The organism is Paenirhizobium daejeonense, assembly GCF_014280875.1.
GTDB lineage: Bacteria > Pseudomonadota > Alphaproteobacteria > Rhizobiales > Rhizobiaceae > Allorhizobium > Allorhizobium daejeonense.
Window position 1 is genome coordinate 113,168 of sequence record NZ_JACLAL010000003.1, and the last position, 15,077, is coordinate 128,244.

At 59.7% G+C, this 15,077-nt stretch carries 19 protein-coding genes; 13 read left to right on the top strand and 6 right to left on the bottom strand.

What is annotated here, in order from left to right; genetic code table 11:
• Window positions 1–1,350: an amidohydrolase family protein gene (locus H4I99_RS07430; RefSeq protein ID WP_244624972.1), complete on the top strand. Its 1,350-nt coding sequence runs from the start codon at window positions 1–3 to the stop codon at window positions 1,348–1,350.
• 54 nt (window positions 1,351–1,404) lie between these two features.
• A complete protein-coding gene (guaD, locus tag H4I99_RS07435) occupies window positions 1,405–2,775 on the top strand; it encodes a guanine deaminase (RefSeq protein WP_206110886.1) in 1,371 nt (456 codons plus the stop codon).
• Window positions 2,776–2,933: 158 nt separating this feature from the next.
• Here guaD and H4I99_RS07440 read toward each other — a convergent pair whose 3' ends face one another.
• On the bottom strand, window positions 2,934–3,131 hold the full coding sequence (locus tag H4I99_RS07440) for a CsbD family protein (RefSeq protein WP_099058990.1): 198 nt from the start codon (window positions 3,129–3,131) through the stop codon (window positions 2,934–2,936).
• 239 nt (window positions 3,132–3,370) lie between these two features.
• Between H4I99_RS07440 and H4I99_RS07445 the strand changes: the two genes are divergently transcribed.
• Together H4I99_RS07445 and H4I99_RS07450 are read left to right on the top strand one after the other, a co-directional pair.
• Window positions 3,371–3,736: an ElaB/YgaM/YqjD family protein gene (locus H4I99_RS07445; protein ID WP_163901175.1), complete on the top strand. Its 366-nt coding sequence runs from the start codon at window positions 3,371–3,373 to the stop codon at window positions 3,734–3,736.
• A gap of 2 nt (window positions 3,737–3,738) precedes the next feature.
• The gene (locus tag H4I99_RS07450; RefSeq protein ID WP_163901173.1) at window positions 3,739–4,188 is read left to right on the top strand and encodes a hypothetical protein; all 450 of its coding nucleotides are present in this window, start codon (window positions 3,739–3,741) and stop codon (window positions 4,186–4,188) included.
• Between the two features lie 50 nt (window positions 4,189–4,238).
• On the opposite strand, the gene H4I99_RS07455 is transcribed toward H4I99_RS07450, so the two are convergent.
• Window positions 4,239–4,427, bottom strand: a complete 189-nt coding sequence (locus H4I99_RS07455) for a NepR family anti-sigma factor (RefSeq protein ID WP_163901172.1) — start codon at window positions 4,425–4,427, stop codon at window positions 4,239–4,241.
• A 153-nt stretch (window positions 4,428–4,580) separates the two neighbouring features.
• On the opposite strand from H4I99_RS07455, the gene H4I99_RS07460 reads away from it, so the two are divergent.
• From H4I99_RS07460 to H4I99_RS07475, 4 genes are all read left to right on the top strand, one after another.
• The gene (locus H4I99_RS07460; protein WP_163901170.1) at window positions 4,581–5,375 is read left to right on the top strand and encodes a response regulator; all 795 of its coding nucleotides are present in this window, start codon (window positions 4,581–4,583) and stop codon (window positions 5,373–5,375) included.
• 183 nt (window positions 5,376–5,558) lie between these two features.
• Window positions 5,559–6,476: a sensor histidine kinase gene (locus H4I99_RS07465; RefSeq protein ID WP_244624973.1), complete on the top strand. Its 918-nt coding sequence runs from the start codon at window positions 5,559–5,561 to the stop codon at window positions 6,474–6,476.
• Window positions 6,477–6,558: 82 nt separating this feature from the next.
• On the top strand, window positions 6,559–7,614 hold the full coding sequence (locus tag H4I99_RS07470) for a zinc-binding metallopeptidase family protein (RefSeq protein WP_163901166.1): 1,056 nt from the start codon (window positions 6,559–6,561) through the stop codon (window positions 7,612–7,614).
• Window positions 7,615–7,731: 117 nt separating this feature from the next.
• On the top strand, window positions 7,732–8,076 hold the full coding sequence (locus H4I99_RS07475) for a hypothetical protein (protein ID WP_163901164.1): 345 nt from the start codon (window positions 7,732–7,734) through the stop codon (window positions 8,074–8,076).
• A gap of 128 nt (window positions 8,077–8,204) precedes the next feature.
• Here the strand turns inward: H4I99_RS07475 and H4I99_RS07480 are convergent, their stop codons facing one another.
• Window positions 8,205–8,369 (bottom strand): DUF1328 domain-containing protein, encoded by a 165-nt coding sequence (locus H4I99_RS07480; RefSeq protein ID WP_163901162.1) that lies wholly within the window; start codon window positions 8,367–8,369, stop codon window positions 8,205–8,207.
• A 146-nt stretch (window positions 8,370–8,515) separates the two neighbouring features.
• Between H4I99_RS07480 and H4I99_RS07485 the strand changes: the two genes are divergently transcribed.
• Window positions 8,516–8,725, top strand: coding sequence for a NepR family anti-sigma factor (locus H4I99_RS07485; RefSeq protein WP_163901160.1), 210 nt, complete (start codon window positions 8,516–8,518; stop codon window positions 8,723–8,725).
• Complete coding sequence (locus H4I99_RS07490; protein ID WP_163901158.1) at window positions 8,722–9,288, top strand: RNA polymerase sigma factor; 567 nt, start codon at window positions 8,722–8,724, stop codon at window positions 9,286–9,288. Before H4I99_RS07485 ends, H4I99_RS07490 begins: the two co-directional genes overlap by 4 nt.
• An 8-nt stretch (window positions 9,289–9,296) precedes the next feature.
• On the opposite strand, the gene H4I99_RS07495 is transcribed toward H4I99_RS07490, so the two are convergent.
• Window positions 9,297–9,806 carry an ANTAR domain-containing protein gene (locus H4I99_RS07495; RefSeq protein ID WP_163901156.1) on the bottom strand — a complete coding sequence of 170 codons (510 nt, stop codon included), beginning with the start codon at window positions 9,804–9,806 and terminating at the stop codon, window positions 9,297–9,299.
• Between H4I99_RS07495 and H4I99_RS07500 the strand changes: the two genes are divergently transcribed.
• Window positions 9,805–10,560: a Crp/Fnr family transcriptional regulator gene (locus H4I99_RS07500; protein ID WP_163901154.1), complete on the top strand. Its 756-nt coding sequence runs from the start codon at window positions 9,805–9,807 to the stop codon at window positions 10,558–10,560. The genes H4I99_RS07495 and H4I99_RS07500 overlap by 2 nt on opposite strands.
• A gap of 94 nt (window positions 10,561–10,654) precedes the next feature.
• On the opposite strand, the gene H4I99_RS07505 is transcribed toward H4I99_RS07500, so the two are convergent.
• A complete protein-coding gene (locus tag H4I99_RS07505) occupies window positions 10,655–10,819 on the bottom strand; it encodes a DUF1328 family protein (protein WP_163901152.1) in 165 nt (54 codons plus the stop codon).
• Window positions 10,820–11,064: 245 nt separating this feature from the next.
• Here H4I99_RS07505 and H4I99_RS07510 point away from each other — a divergent pair, with 245 nt between their 5' ends.
• Window positions 11,065–12,639: a Re/Si-specific NAD(P)(+) transhydrogenase subunit alpha gene (locus H4I99_RS07510; RefSeq protein WP_163905845.1), complete on the top strand. Its 1,575-nt coding sequence runs from the start codon at window positions 11,065–11,067 to the stop codon at window positions 12,637–12,639.
• Window positions 12,640–12,658: 19 nt separating this feature from the next.
• The gene (locus H4I99_RS07515) at window positions 12,659–14,092 is read left to right on the top strand and encodes an NAD(P)(+) transhydrogenase (Re/Si-specific) subunit beta (protein WP_163901150.1); all 1,434 of its coding nucleotides are present in this window, start codon (window positions 12,659–12,661) and stop codon (window positions 14,090–14,092) included.
• Between the two features lie 77 nt (window positions 14,093–14,169).
• Here H4I99_RS07515 and H4I99_RS07520 read toward each other — a convergent pair whose 3' ends face one another.
• Window positions 14,170–15,033, bottom strand: coding sequence for a LysR family transcriptional regulator (locus H4I99_RS07520; RefSeq protein WP_244624975.1), 864 nt, complete (start codon window positions 15,031–15,033; stop codon window positions 14,170–14,172).
• Between the last annotated feature and the right edge of the window lie 44 nt (window positions 15,034–15,077).

Consider the following 15,077-nt stretch of genomic DNA (forward strand, 5'->3'; position numbering starts at 1 on the left):
ATGATTTCAGGTGAAATGGAGAGTGCCGGGCCGGATATCGCCATCGTCAATGCGACGATCCTGCCGATGGGTGGTGCTGCCACGATCGAGCGGGGCAGCCTGACGATCCGGGGCGCCAGCATTGTTGCTGTCGGCTCGGCCACTGAGGTGGATGTCAACGGCGCGCGCCGGGTGATTGACGCTGAGGGCCGGGTGGTGATGCCGGGCTTCGTCAACTGCCATACACACATCGCCTCCAACATGCTGCTGCGCGGCCTGCTGGAGGACGTGCAGTTGTTCGAATGGCTCGGCACGATGTGGAAGCTCAAGCGCAATTTCGATCCTGAGACGCTCTATTGGGCGAGCCTGATGGGGCTGGTCGAAATGGTGAAGTCGGGCATGACGTGCTTCAACGAGCATTTCGACGCCTATGCAGTGACGCCGCAGACGGAAGCGCTGAAGAAGATGCCATTGCGCGCCACGCTCGGTTACGGCTTTGCCGACCGCGGCGTCTATGCCGACGTCAAGGACTGGGCATGGAAGGCGCTCGACAGCTTCGGCGACAAGGTCGATGCCTATCACCGCAGCGGCAACGACCGGGTTCACGTCGCGCTTTCCCCGCATGCGCCTTATTCCTGCGGGCCGGAGATGTTTCGCCGGGTGCGTGAGGTGGCCGATGCCTATGGCCTTGTCATCCACACGCATCTGTCGGAAGGGCCGCAAGAGATCGCCTATGTGGCGGAGACATATGGCACGCGGCCGGTGCAGTGGCTGAACGATCTCGGCTTCCTCAAGCCTGACGTAACGGCGGCGCATTGCACACAGCTCGACGACGCGGATATCCGCATTCTTGCCGAGACAGGCACGAAGATCGCGCATTGCCCCTGCTGCAACGCCAAGCTCGATTCCGGCACGCTTCGGCTGCGCTCGGTCCGCGAGGCGGGCATTACCGTGGGGCTGGCGACGGACGGGCCGGCGAGCCACAACAGCCTCGACATGTTCCAGGAAATGAAGTTCGCGGGGATGATCCACAAGGACAAGAACCACGACGTGGAGTTCCTGAAGACACGGGAATTGCTGGAAATGTCGACCTGCGAGGCGGCGAAGGCGATGAACCGGCCCGAGACGGGAACGCTCACGCCAGGACAGAAGGCTGATGTCATCATCCTCGATCTCGACAAGCCCCATTGCCTTCCTGTCTACGACGTTGCCGCCGCACTGGTCTATTCCGCCCGTGCCGACGATGTGGTGACGACGATCTGCGATGGCCGGATCCTGATGGAGAACCGTGAGGTGGCGGGCATCGATGAGGCGGAAATCAGGGCACGCTTCCGGGAGCGGGCTCTGGCCCTGCGCGACCGCAGCCTGTAGGACGCGGCTCGAGTCCGGTTTCCGGTCCGGCTTTTCCTCGTCAAAGGAGTTTTCATGGCAGACATGCGCGGCAAGGTTCTTCTGGCTTCCGGCTTTCATGCGCCCGTTGCGGGCGAGGTCGATGTTCTGGAGGATGCGCTGATCGCAGTCGATGGCGAAGGGGTGATCCTGTCGGTCACGCGCCGTGGCGAAGCGGATTACGATGCGGTGAAGGCGCGGGCCGTTGCCGAGGGTCGTCTGGAGCGGTTGCCGGAGGGGTCGTATCTTCTGCCGGGCTTTGTCGATTGCCACGTGCATGCGCCTCAGTATCCGCAGCTCGGCGGCGCGCTCGATGTGTCGCTCGAGGTCTGGCTGCAGAAATATACCTTTCCGCTGGAAGCCCGCTATGCCGATCTCGCTTTCGCAAAGCGGGCCTATGGGCTGCTGGTCGAAGACCTGATCGCCAACGGCACGACGACCACGCTCTATTTCGCAACCGTGCATCAGGACGCGACGCGGGCGCTGGTCGACACTTGCCTCGAAAAGGGCCAGCGCGCGCTGATCGGCAAGGTCGTGATGGACAATGTCGAGAGTTGCCCGGACTATTACCGCGATGCATCCGTCGATGCGGCGCTGGAGGGCACGCGGGCGCTGATCGACTATGTGCGCATGCATCCGGATAACGCGGCGGGTCTGGTCAAGCCGGTCGTTACGCCGCGCTTCATTCCGTCCTGTACCGATGCGACGCTGGAAGGGCTTGGCGCGATTGCCGGGGAATGCGGCTGCCATGTGCAGACCCATTGCTCGGAAAGCGATTGGGAGCATGGTTACGTGCTTTCCCGGCATGGCATGACGGATACCGAAAGCCTCGACCGTTTCGCCCTGCTTGGACGGCATACCATGCTCGCGCATTCCAATCTGCTGACCGCAAGCGACATGGAAAAGATCAGGGTGCGGGAGGCGGCCGTTGCCCATTGCCCGCTGTCCAACGCCTATTTCGCCGGTGCGGTCTTTCCGCTCAGGGCCGCGCTGGAAAAGGGACTGCATGTCGGTCTCGGAACCGATATTTCTGGCGGGCCGAGCGCTTCCATGCTGGAAAACTGCCGCGCCGCGGTGACGGTATCGCGGATGCTGGAGACGGGGGTGGACCCGGCTGTAGACGCGGCGACAAGGGCCAATGGCCAGCCGGCACGGATCGATTTCCGTCATGCCTTCCATGTGGCCACGGCCGGCGGCGCCAAGGCGCTCGACCTGCCGGTCGGGCAGTTTTCACCGGGATATCGCTTCGACGCGATCGTCATCGATACCACGGCGAAGGCAGGGTCGATGCGTCTGTGGGACGAGTTCGACAGCGGCGATGGCGTTCTCCAGAAAATCGTATTCACGGCATCGAAGGCGAATATCGCGACCGTGTGGGTCGATGGAAAGACGGTGTCCAGCCGTTGATCATGGCGTCGTGACAACAAAAAACCTCCCCGCATCGGCGGGGAGGTCTTGTGACCTGTTCATCAGGCCGCGTGAGGTTACGACTTGTCGTCGTGTCAACGTTTTGCGTCTACCGCATTGTCCGACGACGAAGCGATCACCGCTTTGGCTGAAATGCTTTAGTGACGTCCGAGCCAGGTGTCGATTTCGCGGTCGGCTTCTTCCTGGGTCTTGCCATAGGCTTCCTGGATCTTGCCCGAGAGCTGCTTCCGGTTACCGTTGATGACATCGAGGTCGTCGCCGGTGAGCTTGCCCCACTGGGCCTGCGCCTTGCCCTTGAACTGCTGCCAATTACCTTCGATCTGATTCCAGTTCATCTTCAGTCTCCTTGGGTTTGGTTCACTTTCAGAGGTCGCGATCTCCGGGGGTCAACGCCTCAGGCCGGCACAGGTTCCTTCTTTAAATGCTGACCAGGAGTTGGATGGTCATTAAGGAAGGAATGAACCAGCCAGGTTTCATTTGCCTCTTGCCAACGCGGAAAAAGCAGATCTTTCTGGAACCGATCCGCACCCGTAAGTGTTCTACGGAGTGGAACGAAAAACAAAGGAGACTTCAGATGGCTTCAGTATCGGGCTCTGAAAAGGCAAACGGCCTTGCCGCCGAAGGTCGTGGCAAGGGCAATAGTGACGATGCCACGGTCCAGGACGTGCAGGCTGAGCTTGAAAGACTTAGAAACGATATCGCAGCGCTCACCCAAACGCTGGCCTCGTTCGGAAACGGCAAGCTCAAGGAAGCGGGAGACCGTGCAAGCCAGCTCGGCGCGGATGTTGCGGAAGCCTCGGCTCAGTATGTCGATACTGCCCGAAATAGTCTGGCCGTCGCCGAACAGGATCTGGAGGCACACATTCGCAGTCGTCCTTTGCAGTCGGTTGCGATTGCAGCCGGCATCGGTTTCGTGGCTGCCCTCCTGACACGACGTTGAGCATGAACAGTATTATCGCACAGATTCTGGCCATGGCGCTGGGGCGGGTTGATATGCGCTCGACTATTATCGAGACAAAGCGTTCCGCCATCGGCGGAGTGCTGATCGCGCTTTTCCTTCTTACGGCCTATGGAGCGCTGGTGACGGCGCTGGCTCTCTGGGTATCCACAGAGGCAGGGGCGGTGGCCGCCGCGCTCGTGGTCGCCGCCGCGGCGATCGCCGCGGCATTGGTCACGCTTGCTGTGGTCGCGGTCATGAACCGTCAGACGGAACAAGCTCGGATCGCGCGTCAGCTAGCGATGCGCAGCCAGGCGGATCCGCTGGCGAGCGGCCTGATGCGGGAACTGCCGGAGATGGTGCGCCAGAGCCCCATTGCATCAACCGCGCTGGTGGCGGCCTTCGTCTATGTTATGGCTAAAAGCCGGGGCTTTGGACGGCCACCCGCGGAATAGCGGCTGGCCGCCAGCATCAATGGCGTGGTGATGGAGGGCTGACGGCGGCGCTAGTCCTTGCTGTTTCGCTCGGCCTCGTCCAGCCGCTCGAGGAGATCGAGAAAATGCGATGGGGTGCCTTCATCGATAATGCTGTCGTAGTAGCTGCGAAGCTTGGAGGCGATAAGAGCGTGGTCGTTCTTTCTTTTCGTTTCGACGGTCCTGCGGCCGTCCTTGCTACCCGAATTCTTGCCTGCCATGATCCTGAAGTCCGTTGAGCGTGTCGCCGAAAATGAAATTAATAAGGTAAGCAAATCCGATGAAAAAAGTTCCTCAGGCGGGGAACTATTTTTGCCGGGGTACGTTCTCAGCCGAAGATTTAATCATACAATGATCCTGATTGGAGGACTTGAATGTCACTGACTGCCCGTGTTGCTGCCCATCTGCCCTATCTGCGACGCTATGCCCGCGCCGTTACAGGGTCGCAGACATCCGGCGATGCCTATGTGGCGGCCGTTCTCGAAGCGCTGATCGAGGATATATCCATCTTCCCTAAGTCGGGCGATGACCGTGTGGCACTCTACAGGCTTTTCGTTACCATTTTCGATTCGACTTCGGTCGAAATCCCGGAGGTCGTGTCGCCCTTTGCCTGGGAAAAACGTGCTGCCGCCAACCTTGCTGCAGTCCCGACGCGGGCGCGCCATGCTTTCCTTTTGATCACCGTCGAAGGTTTCACTCCTGTGGAGGCCGCCGAAATTCTCGGTGTCGGTGAGGAGGAATTCAGCGCGTTGTTCAATGAGGCATCTGTCGAGATTTCGCGTCAGGTGGCAACCGACGTAATGATCATCGAAGACGAACCGCTGATCGCGCTCGATATCGAGCAGATGGTGGAAGATCTCGGGCACCGCGTCACCGGCATTGCCCGCACGCATGGCGAGGCAGTCGATCTCTACAATCGGACCAGCCCGAAGATGGTGCTGGCCGATATCCAGCTTGCCGACGGCAGTTCCGGCATCGATGCGGTGAACGACATCCTGAAGGTGGACTCGGTGCCGGTGATTTTCATCACCGCCTTTCCGGAGCGACTTCTGACCGGAGAACGTCCGGAGCCGGCTTTTCTCGTCACCAAACCGTTCAATCCGGACATGGTGAAGGCCCTGATCAGCCAAGCGCTGTTCTTCAACGAGCGAGTCGCCGAGCAAGCCTGAAAAAAGGTCCTGACAGAAGACAACGGTTCCAGGGGCTGCCTCTGCGACCGGGAACATGGGAACGCTGCCGGAAGTGGATGGCCGGGGCGGCGGTGTGAAGACTTGGTCCATAGGTTGACATGGTTTGAACCTCAGCGCGGCGATGATCAACTGCGCGAGTTTTTCATAACCGCCCTTATCGATATGAGCGCCAGCCTTACGCTGCAGGATTGTCAAGGCAAGTACATCTGCATCACGACCCTGCCGTCACGCTGGTCGCTGCCTGCGGGCATGCAGCCGAGTGACGAGGCGATCTTCGGGCCGGATATCGGCGCTCGCCTAGTGGAGTTGAAGGCTGGCCTGAGCAAGGCGGGAGACCGTGCCGAACTGGAGATCGAGGCAGGCGACGACACGTTCTTCGAATTCCGCTGCCGTCTGATCGAAATGTCGAACCGTAAGCTGCATCTGATAACCATCGTCCTCGACCGGACGGAGGATCGAAGACGCGAACGACTGCTGCGTGCCCTGCTCCGGGAGGTTAGCCACCGCTCCAAGAACCTGCTGGCGATCATCCAGAGTATCGCGTCTCAGACGGCGCGCTATTCAGGCACCCTCGAAATGTTCCTTGGGAAGTTCCGTGGTCGTTTGCACGCGCTTTCGCAATCCCAGGATCTGGTCACCGATTCGAGTTGGCGCGGCGCCTATTTCCGCGATCTGCTCAAGCAGCAGGTCGAACGCTATGTGCCGGATAATCCCGATCTCGTGCGTGCCGTGGGTGAAAACATCCTTCTTACGCCGAATGCATCGCTACATATCGGTCTCGCGCTGCACGAACTCATCGTCAACGCGGTCAGCCATGGCGATTTCGTTGTCCGCCGCAGGCCAATAGAGGTGAGTTGTTCGCGTGTTGAGGGAGAGGGCGGGCCGGAGATCCACATTCTCTGGAAGGAGCCGGTCGACAAGGCGGACAGTGAAAGTCTGGAGGCTTCCCGCGCTGCGCGTTTCGGTAGTACCGTGCTGGAGCGGGTGGTGCCATCGTCGGTGAACGGGACGGCTACTCACACGGTGGAGGGCGGCGAGGTTCGTTACGAACTGAGTTTCCCGCTCGAAGTCATGGATTGATTGACGGTGAGCCGCTCGTTCGTAGCGGGTTTCGGACGCGATCTGCATTTTTCTTTCTTCGCGATATGACGGAGCCTCCCCGATGCGCTTATTCAGTTGCAGCAACTGCGCCAACGTCGTTCATTTCGAGAATGATGCCTGCGTGACCTGTGGCATGGGGCTCGCTTATCGGCCAGGCCATTTTGACATTGTGGCCATTCAGCTATTGCCGGATGGCGGTTGGGCGGATCCCCGCGAGCCGGCGGTGATGGTTCAGCCCTGCGCGAATGCGGCGATGGGAGGCTGCAACTGGCTTGTCGAGGATAACGATCCATCGGGTTTCTGCATCGCCTGCCGGCATAACCTGGTTATCCCCGATCTCGACATTCCCGAGAACGTGGAGAACTGGAAGAAGCTCGAACTTGCGAAGCGCTATCTGTTTTATTCGCTAATGCGTTTCGGCCTGCCTCTGGTTACCCGCACTGACGACCCCACGGGTGGGCTGGGCTTCGAATTTCTGTCCGACAGCAATTCTACCGGCGACGGTCCGGTACTGACCGGGCATGCGAACGGTCTCATCACGCTCAATGTCGCGGAGGCATCAGACGCCGAACGCGAGGCGCGCAGGGTTTCCCTCGGCGAGCCGTTCCGCACGCTGATCGGCCATTTTCGCCACGAGGTGGGACATTATTATTGGGAAAAGCTCGTCCGTGACCGAGGCGCCATCCAAGACTTCCGGGCGCTCTTTGGGGACGAGAGCGAGGACTATGGCGAAGCCCTGCAAAGGCACTACGTCAACGGACCTCTTGCGGGCTGGGAGCAGAGTTTCATCAGTGCCTATGCCGCAAGTCATCCCTGGGAGGATTTTGCTGAAACCTGGGCGCATTACTTCCACATCGTCGATGCGCTCGATACGGCCGATGCCTTCGGTTTGAGAACCAGCCCGGAAACCAATGCCGGCGGCCTGGCTCTGACCACGACATTCGACAGTTATCGTGCAGTCAATGCGCAGGTTTTGATAGATGCATGGGTTCCGCTGACCATTGCCGTCAACAGCATCAACCGAAGCATGGGGCAGCGGGATCTCTATCCGTTTGTGCTTTCGGCTCCCGTTGTGGAAAAATTGCAATATATTCACGATATAATTCATTTGAATTAATTGCAATTGGTGGATTGACGGCCTGCAAACTGCCGTAAATCAATTTCGTGTTATAGTAATACTTTGCGGAACCATCGGTTTTGTTTTGCGTTAAAATCCTGTTCAAGGAGAACGCAGATGGACACGCTCGCAGCACTGATGATTCTCGTTGCATGCCATCCCGAGACCAGCAATTGTCTCGATGAACCGGTTGCCGTTATCTCGTATCAATCGACGGACGAATGTCGCGCCGCGATGCCCGGTGAGATCGAGCGAGCTGAGAAACTTGCCCGGCTTATCTATGGCAACTGTGTTCCTGTCGATCCGGAGTTGCTCGTCGGGCGGCCGCAAATTCACCAGGTCATCGAGCCCGAAAAGCTCGCCAAGCTGTCGCGCGGTGCGAGGCCGGTGGTGAATGCCCAGGCTTTGGCGGATAACCGCACAATGGCGGATCCATTCGCATTGACGAGAGGTCGGCGTTGATCTTCAGCGCGTCGCTTTCGTAGTGAAGGCGTGCTCCGGCGCTTCCCAAATTCACGACCACTCTTCCTACGTAAAACGCCCCGCATCCGGATCTGTCATCCGGATGCGGGGCGTTTCAAATCCGGCGATCAGACCCGACGGAAGAAGCGCGCAGCAAGCGAGATCAGGAACAGGACGATAAAGACCAGGAACAGGATCTTGGCGATGCCGGCGGACGTGCCCGCAATGCCGCCGAAGCCCAGCAGACCGGCGACGAGGGCCACGACAAGAAAAACCAGTGCGTAGTAAAGCATGACGTTCCTCCATTGATGCAGCCGGAAAACGCGGTTTCGCTCCAAATGTTCCACGGTGTCATTGAGCGAAAAAATGAAAACCCTTGGAACCTTAAGGGATTTCCCGCCGTTAAGGCTGCAAACGTAACAAAGTCTGTTGGAACAGAATGACCAAGTCACCAGAAAATGCATCGGCAGTGAGCAAGGGCGATGGTCCTGTCAGCGCGCATACCGGAATTTCCGCCCAGCTTCGCGCCTTCTATCTCTCGGTGGAAGAGGAGGGGATACCGGATCGGTTTCTAACCTTATTAGAGAAGCTGGACATGGCGGAACGACAGGTGAATAATGATTTCAATGTTGAGGACGCAGCACGATGACGGCTGATAACCTCTCGAACGATCGCTCTTTCAAGCGGGAGATGCTTGCTGCTCTGCCGAACCTCCGCGCGTTTGCCGTTTCGCTGACCGGACGCCATCATATGGCAGATGATCTGGTACAGGAAACGATCATGAAGGCGTGGGCCAAGCAGGATCATTTCGAACCCGGTACCAACATGAAGGCGTGGCTCTTCACGATCCTGCGGAACGAATTCTATTCGCAGATGCGCAAGCGTGGTCGCGAAGTGTCCGATAGCGACGGCATTTTTACCGCGCAGCTCGCGACGCATCCCCAGCAATATGGTTCGCTCGATCTTCAGGATTTCAAGCGGGCGCTCGACCAGTTGCCCAGTGACCAGCGCGAGGCGATCATCCTGGTCGGGGCTTCCGGCTTTGCCTATGAAGAAGCGGCAGAGATCTGCGGCTGCGCCGTCGGCACGATCAAGAGCCGTATCAACCGCGCCCGCAACAGGCTGCAGGAAATCCTCGGCGTTAGCGGGCAGGGGGATTACGGTCCCGATGCCGACAGCTCCGCCGTGACGAAGCGTGCTTTCGCCGTCTGATCGTCGCCTCAGACCCGGCGGCTGGCCGCTTCGCGAACAATCGCAATGAGATCGGCTGGGTCGAAAGGTTTTTCCAGTTTTGGAAGGCCGGCCGTGGAGGGGGCTTCCTCGGCGAAATCCTCATAAGATGAAAGCAGAACCGCGGCGGCTCCCGCTGCCCGGATCTGCTCGACGCGGGCGAGGTTCGCCTTCCACGATGGGGCGGCCTCTACCAGAACCACATCGTACGGGCCGTCGGAGAGCGCGTCTTCATATCGGGCAAGGGTGGTTAAGGTAACGTCACATCCCAGCTTTTCCGTGAGGATGTATTCAATCTCCACCGCGATCAGGAGCTGACTCTCCACGACAAGAACACGAAGTAACGGGTTTTGCATGGCTTTTCCTTCCTGTGCCGCGGGACCTTGGCGGACGTCGTCAGCGCGGTCATTTAAAAAAGACATGTCCCAGTCACGGATAAGCACTTCAATGGAACATTCTACGAATGCTACTCTTTTGGGGTAGAAAAGAGGATATTGCATGGCAAGCGACTTCCGCCAGAGTTCCACCCGCGTACGTTGCAGCGAATGCCCGCTTCGGGTGAAGTCGCATTTTCGCGCTTTTTCGGGCGAAGAGCTTGATTTCGTTTCCAATTTCAAACGCGGTGAACTGAACACCGATGCCGGGGCCACGGTGCTGGTCGAGGGAGCCAACAGCGCGCATCTCTATACCGTGCTCGAAGGATGGGGCTTTCGCTACAAGATCCTCGAGGATGGCCGGAGGCAGATCCTCAACTATGTGGTGCCGGGCGACATGGTCGGCCTGCAGGGCGCGGTGATGGCCGAGATGCAGCATTCCGTAGAGGCGCTGACACCAATGGTCCTCTGCATGTTCGAGCGCAGCCGCCTGTTTTCTCTGTTCGAGAGGCATGCGGGGCTTGCCTACGATCTCACCTGGCTTGCTGCCCGGGAGGAGTCGATCCTCGACGAGCACCTGCTCAGCATTGGCCGGCGCACGGCGCTGGAAAGGGCAGCCTATCTTCTGGCCTTCCTTCATGAGCGCGGCAGACTGGCGGGGCTGCTCGATGACGACAGGCGTTATGTGCCAGTGACGCAGGCGCATGTTGCCGACACGCTGGGCTTGTCGGTAGTCCACACCAACAAGACGCTCAAGCGGTTGAGCGATCGGGGGATGATCCGCTGGCTCGACCGCGGCTGCGATATCCTCGACGTCCGGGCGCTGTGCGAGGTTGCGAACTGGCAACCGGATGAGACGCGTCAGCGTCCCTTCATCTGACCCTTCTTCACCCGTTTCTATCGACAAAAGAAATCGGCCGGCTTGTGGGCCGGCCGACAGGGTGAGGAATCATGGCTGAGATTCAACTCGGGCCTCAGGCGACGATGATCACGCCTGTGAAAAGAGCGATGATAAGGATCACGAGAACGATGAAAATGAGGATTTTCGCAATGCCGGCCGAGGCACCCGCAACGCCGCGAAATCCGAGCAGGCTGGCGACGGCGGCAATCAGAAGCAAAATCAGGATCCAGTGCAGCATAATCATCTCCATTATTCAGAAAAACCGAGGGGTTAACAGGAGTTGACGCGAATTGTTCCCTGGTGGCTGATTGCGACGTGTGGGAGGCAAAATCTGTCGCATCTGTGGAAACATTCGGTAATGGAAAATTGCCCCATTGGCAAAACCGAACACATGGGGGTTCATTTGGGCTAGACATGTAACGGCGGTTCTGCTCGTGTCCGCCGACTGAAATTTCGACTTGGCCAAGGATTGGGGATATGGGATTGAAGATCGGTTCGCCAAAGGAGACTTTTGCCGGCGAGGCGCGCGTGGCCATGACGCCGGACAGCGCCCTTCAACTGCAGAAGCTCGGATATGAATGTTTGATCGAGGCCGGTGCCGGCAAGGCTGCGGGTTTTTCCGATGACGCGTATCGTACCGCCGGCGTCACCGTCGTCGAAAATTCCGCGGCGCTTTTTGCGCAGGCCGACGTCGTTGCAAAGGTTCGTCCGCCAGAAACGGCCGAGATCGAACGGTTGGCTTCCGGCAAGACGCTGATCTCCTTCTTCTACCCGGGCCAGAACAAGGAGCTTCTTGAACAGGCCAGGGCGACTGGCGCAAACGTCATCGCCATGGACATGGTGCCCCGCATCAGCCGCGCGCAGAAGATGGACGCTCTCTCCTCCATGGCGAACATCGCGGGTTACCGCGCCGTCATCGAGGCAGGTAACAACTTCGGCCGTTTCTTCACCGGTCAGGTCACCGCCGCCGGCAAGGTTCCCCCGGCCAAGGTGCTGGTCATTGGTGCGGGCGTTGCCGGTCTCGCGGCCATCGGTACGGCTACATCGCTCGGCGCCATCACCTACGCCTTCGACGTTCGCCCCGAAGTGGCCGAACAGATCGAGTCGATGGGCGCGGAATTCGTCTATCTCGATTTCGCGGACCAGCAGCAAGACGGCGCTGCGACCGGCGGTTATGCTGCGCCTTCCTCGCCGGAATTCCGCGAGAAGCAGCTCGCCAAGTTCCGCGAGCTTGCTCCCGATATGGATATCGTCATCACCACGGCTCTCATCCCGGGTCGCGATGCGCCGAAGCTGTGGCTTGCCGATATGGTGGCCGCGATGAAGCCCGGTTCGGTCGTGATCGATCTTGCGGCCGAGCGCGGCGGCAACTGCGACCTGACGGTAGCCGACCAGAAAGTCGTGTCGGACAACGGCGTCACCGTCATCGGCTACACGGACTTCCCGAGCCGCATGGCTACCCAGTCGTCGACCCTCTATTCGACCAACATCCGCCACATGATGACGGATCTGACGCCGGCCAAGGACGGTGTCCTTGTTCACAACATGGAAGACGACGTCATCCGCGGCGCGACCGTGACCTATCAGGGCGAGATCACCTTCCCGCCGCCGCCGCCGAAGGTTCAGGCCATCGCCGCGCAGAAGCCGAAGGAAAAGCCCAAGGAGCTGACGCCGGAGGAAAGGCGCGCTCAGGAAGTCGCTGCCTTCAAGGCCCAGACCCGAAATCAGGCCGGTCTTCTTGCCATCGCTACGGCGCTGCTGCTGATCGTCGGCGCCTACGCGCCGGCCAGCTTCATGAGCCATTTCATCGTTTTCGTGCTCGCCTGCTTCATTGGCTTCCAGGTCATCTGGAATGTCAGCCACTCGCTGCACACGCCGCTGATGGCGGTGACGAACGCCATTTCCGGTATCGTCATCCTGGGTGCGCTCCTGCAGATCGGGTCAGGCAACTGGCTGGTGGTGATCCTTGCCGCGTTGTCGGTCTTGATCGCCACGATCAACATCGTCGGTGGCTTCCTCGTCACCCGGCGCATGCTTGCCATGTTCCAGAAGTCCTGATCGGGGAAGGAATTTTATCATGACGATCGGTATCGTTTCCGCCGCCTACATTGCCGCGGCCGTTCTTTTCATCCTTTCCCTCGGCGGCCTCTCCGGCCAGGAAAGCGCCAAGCGCGCCGTCTGGTATGGCATCATCGGCATGGGCCTTGCCGTCATCGCCACGGTCTTCGGACCCGGCGTCGGCAACTGGTTCATCATCCTGCTGATGATTGCGGGTGGCGCCGTGCTCGGCCACTATGTGGCAAGCCGCGTGCAGATGACCGAGATGCCGCAGCTTGTTGCAGCACTCCACTCCTTCGTCGGTCTTGCCGCCGTCTTCATCGGCTATAACGCCCATATCGAAGCATGGCGCGTGGCAACCATGGACGAGGCGGGCCGCGCGGCGCTTACGGGCTTTGCGGCGATCCTCGCCCACAAGGAGCCTGTCGAACTCGCCATCATGAAGGTAGAGGTCTTCCTCGGCGTATTCATCGGCGCCGTCACCTTCACCGGTTCGGTCATCGCCTTCGGCAAGCTTGCCGGCAAGGTCGACGGCAAGGCCAAGAAGCTGCCGGGCGGCCACATGCTCAATGCTGGCGCGGCGATCCTGTCGTTCATAATGCTGGTGATGTATTTCAACGGCGCGGGCGTCTGGACGCTGATACTGATGACGCTGCTCGCCTTCTTCATCGGTTATCACCTGATCATGGGCATCGGCGGCGCCGACATGCCGGTGGTGGTGTCGATGCTGAACAGCTATTCCGGCTGGGCGGCTGCGGCCATCGGCTTTACGCTGGGCAACGATCTTCTGATCGTCACCGGTGCGCTGGTCGGTTCCTCGGGTGCGATCCTCTCCTACATCATGTGCAAGGCGATGAACCGATCCTTCGTCTCGGTCATTCTTGGCGGCTTCGGCACGACGACGGGGCCGGCGATGGAAATCACCGGCGAGCAGGTGGCGATCGACGCCGAGGGCGTTGCCGCTGCACTCAATGAGGCGGATTCGGTCATCATCGTGCCGGGCTACGGCATGGCCGTCGCGCAGGCGCAGCAGGCGGTTTCCGAACTGACCCGCAAGCTGCGCGCCGCCGGCAAGGAAGTGCGTTTCGCTATCCATCCGGTTGCCGGCCGGCTGCCGGGCCACATGAACGTGCTGCTCGCCGAAGCCAAGGTGCCCTACGACATCGTTCTGGAAATGGACGAGATCAACGACGACTTCCCGAACACGGACGTTGTCATCGTCATCGGCTCTAACGACATCGTCAATCCGGCCGCGCAGGAAGACCCGAACTCGCCGATTGCCGGCATGCCGGTTCTGGAAGTGTGGAAGGCCAAGCAGGTGTTCGTGTCCAAGCGCGGTCAGGGCACCGGCTATTCCGGCATCGAGAACCCGCTGTTCTACAAGGAGAACACGCGCATGTTCTATGGCGACGCCAAGAAGTCGGTTTCCGAACTTCTGCCGATGATCAAGTAGGATCAGGTATCACGCTACATGGAAAGCCGGGTGGAGACGCCCGGCTTTTTTTGTCTCCAGCGATGACCGCTTCAGGATCATATGGCAGCGATCAGGAAGTCGAGGAGTGCGCGCAGCCTCGGCAGACGGCGCATGTCACGGTGGTAACCCAGCCATGTGTCGCGTCCCGGCGGAGGTGCCTGGAGTTCGACGCGGCGAATGCCCGATGTCCTGTTGCCGAGCGGCACCGGGAGAACCGCCATTCCCGCCCCGCCGGCGCATAGGCGGGCCTGGACATCCCGGTTGTTACTGCGCATGGCAACGAATGCGCCGGGAAAGCTCTCGCGGAGCCAGGCCACGTCCGGCATGCTGCCAAACGCCTCGTCCATCGTCACCACGCTCAAGCTCGCGCCGTCGCCAATCACCGGGTCGGGGAAGCCCTCCGGTACGTAAAGCCCGTACTCGACATGCGTGAACTTGCGGGAGATGACATCCACCTCGGTGAAGGGCCGGATGCGAAACACCAGATCGGCCTCGCGGCGGGAAAGGTTGAGCAGCCGCGAATCCGTCAGCAGTTCAATCACGACCTTCGGATGCCGCCGGGAGAACCCGGCAAGCAGGGGGGATAGGACATGGACCCCGAACCAGTCCGAGCTGGAGATCCTGATGAGCCCATCGAGTTCGTTTCGGCTTCCCGCGAGGCCCCGCTCGACGGCAATCGCCTCCTCCTCCATGCGCTCGGCATGGGGTAGCAGCAACCTGCCCTCGTCGGTCAGGACAAAACCGTCGGACGTTCTCTGGAACAGCACGGTGCCGAGTGCTGCCTCCAGGGCTTTCAGCCGCCGACCCATGGTCGGCTGGGTGAGGCCGAGCCGTCGGGCACCCGCCCCCAATGTGCCTTCGCGCGCGACCGCGAGGAAAATACGAAAATCGCTCCATTCCGGCGTCATATGGATTCTCATTCAAAAATGAATGGATATCATGCAATATCTATAATTTCCATTCA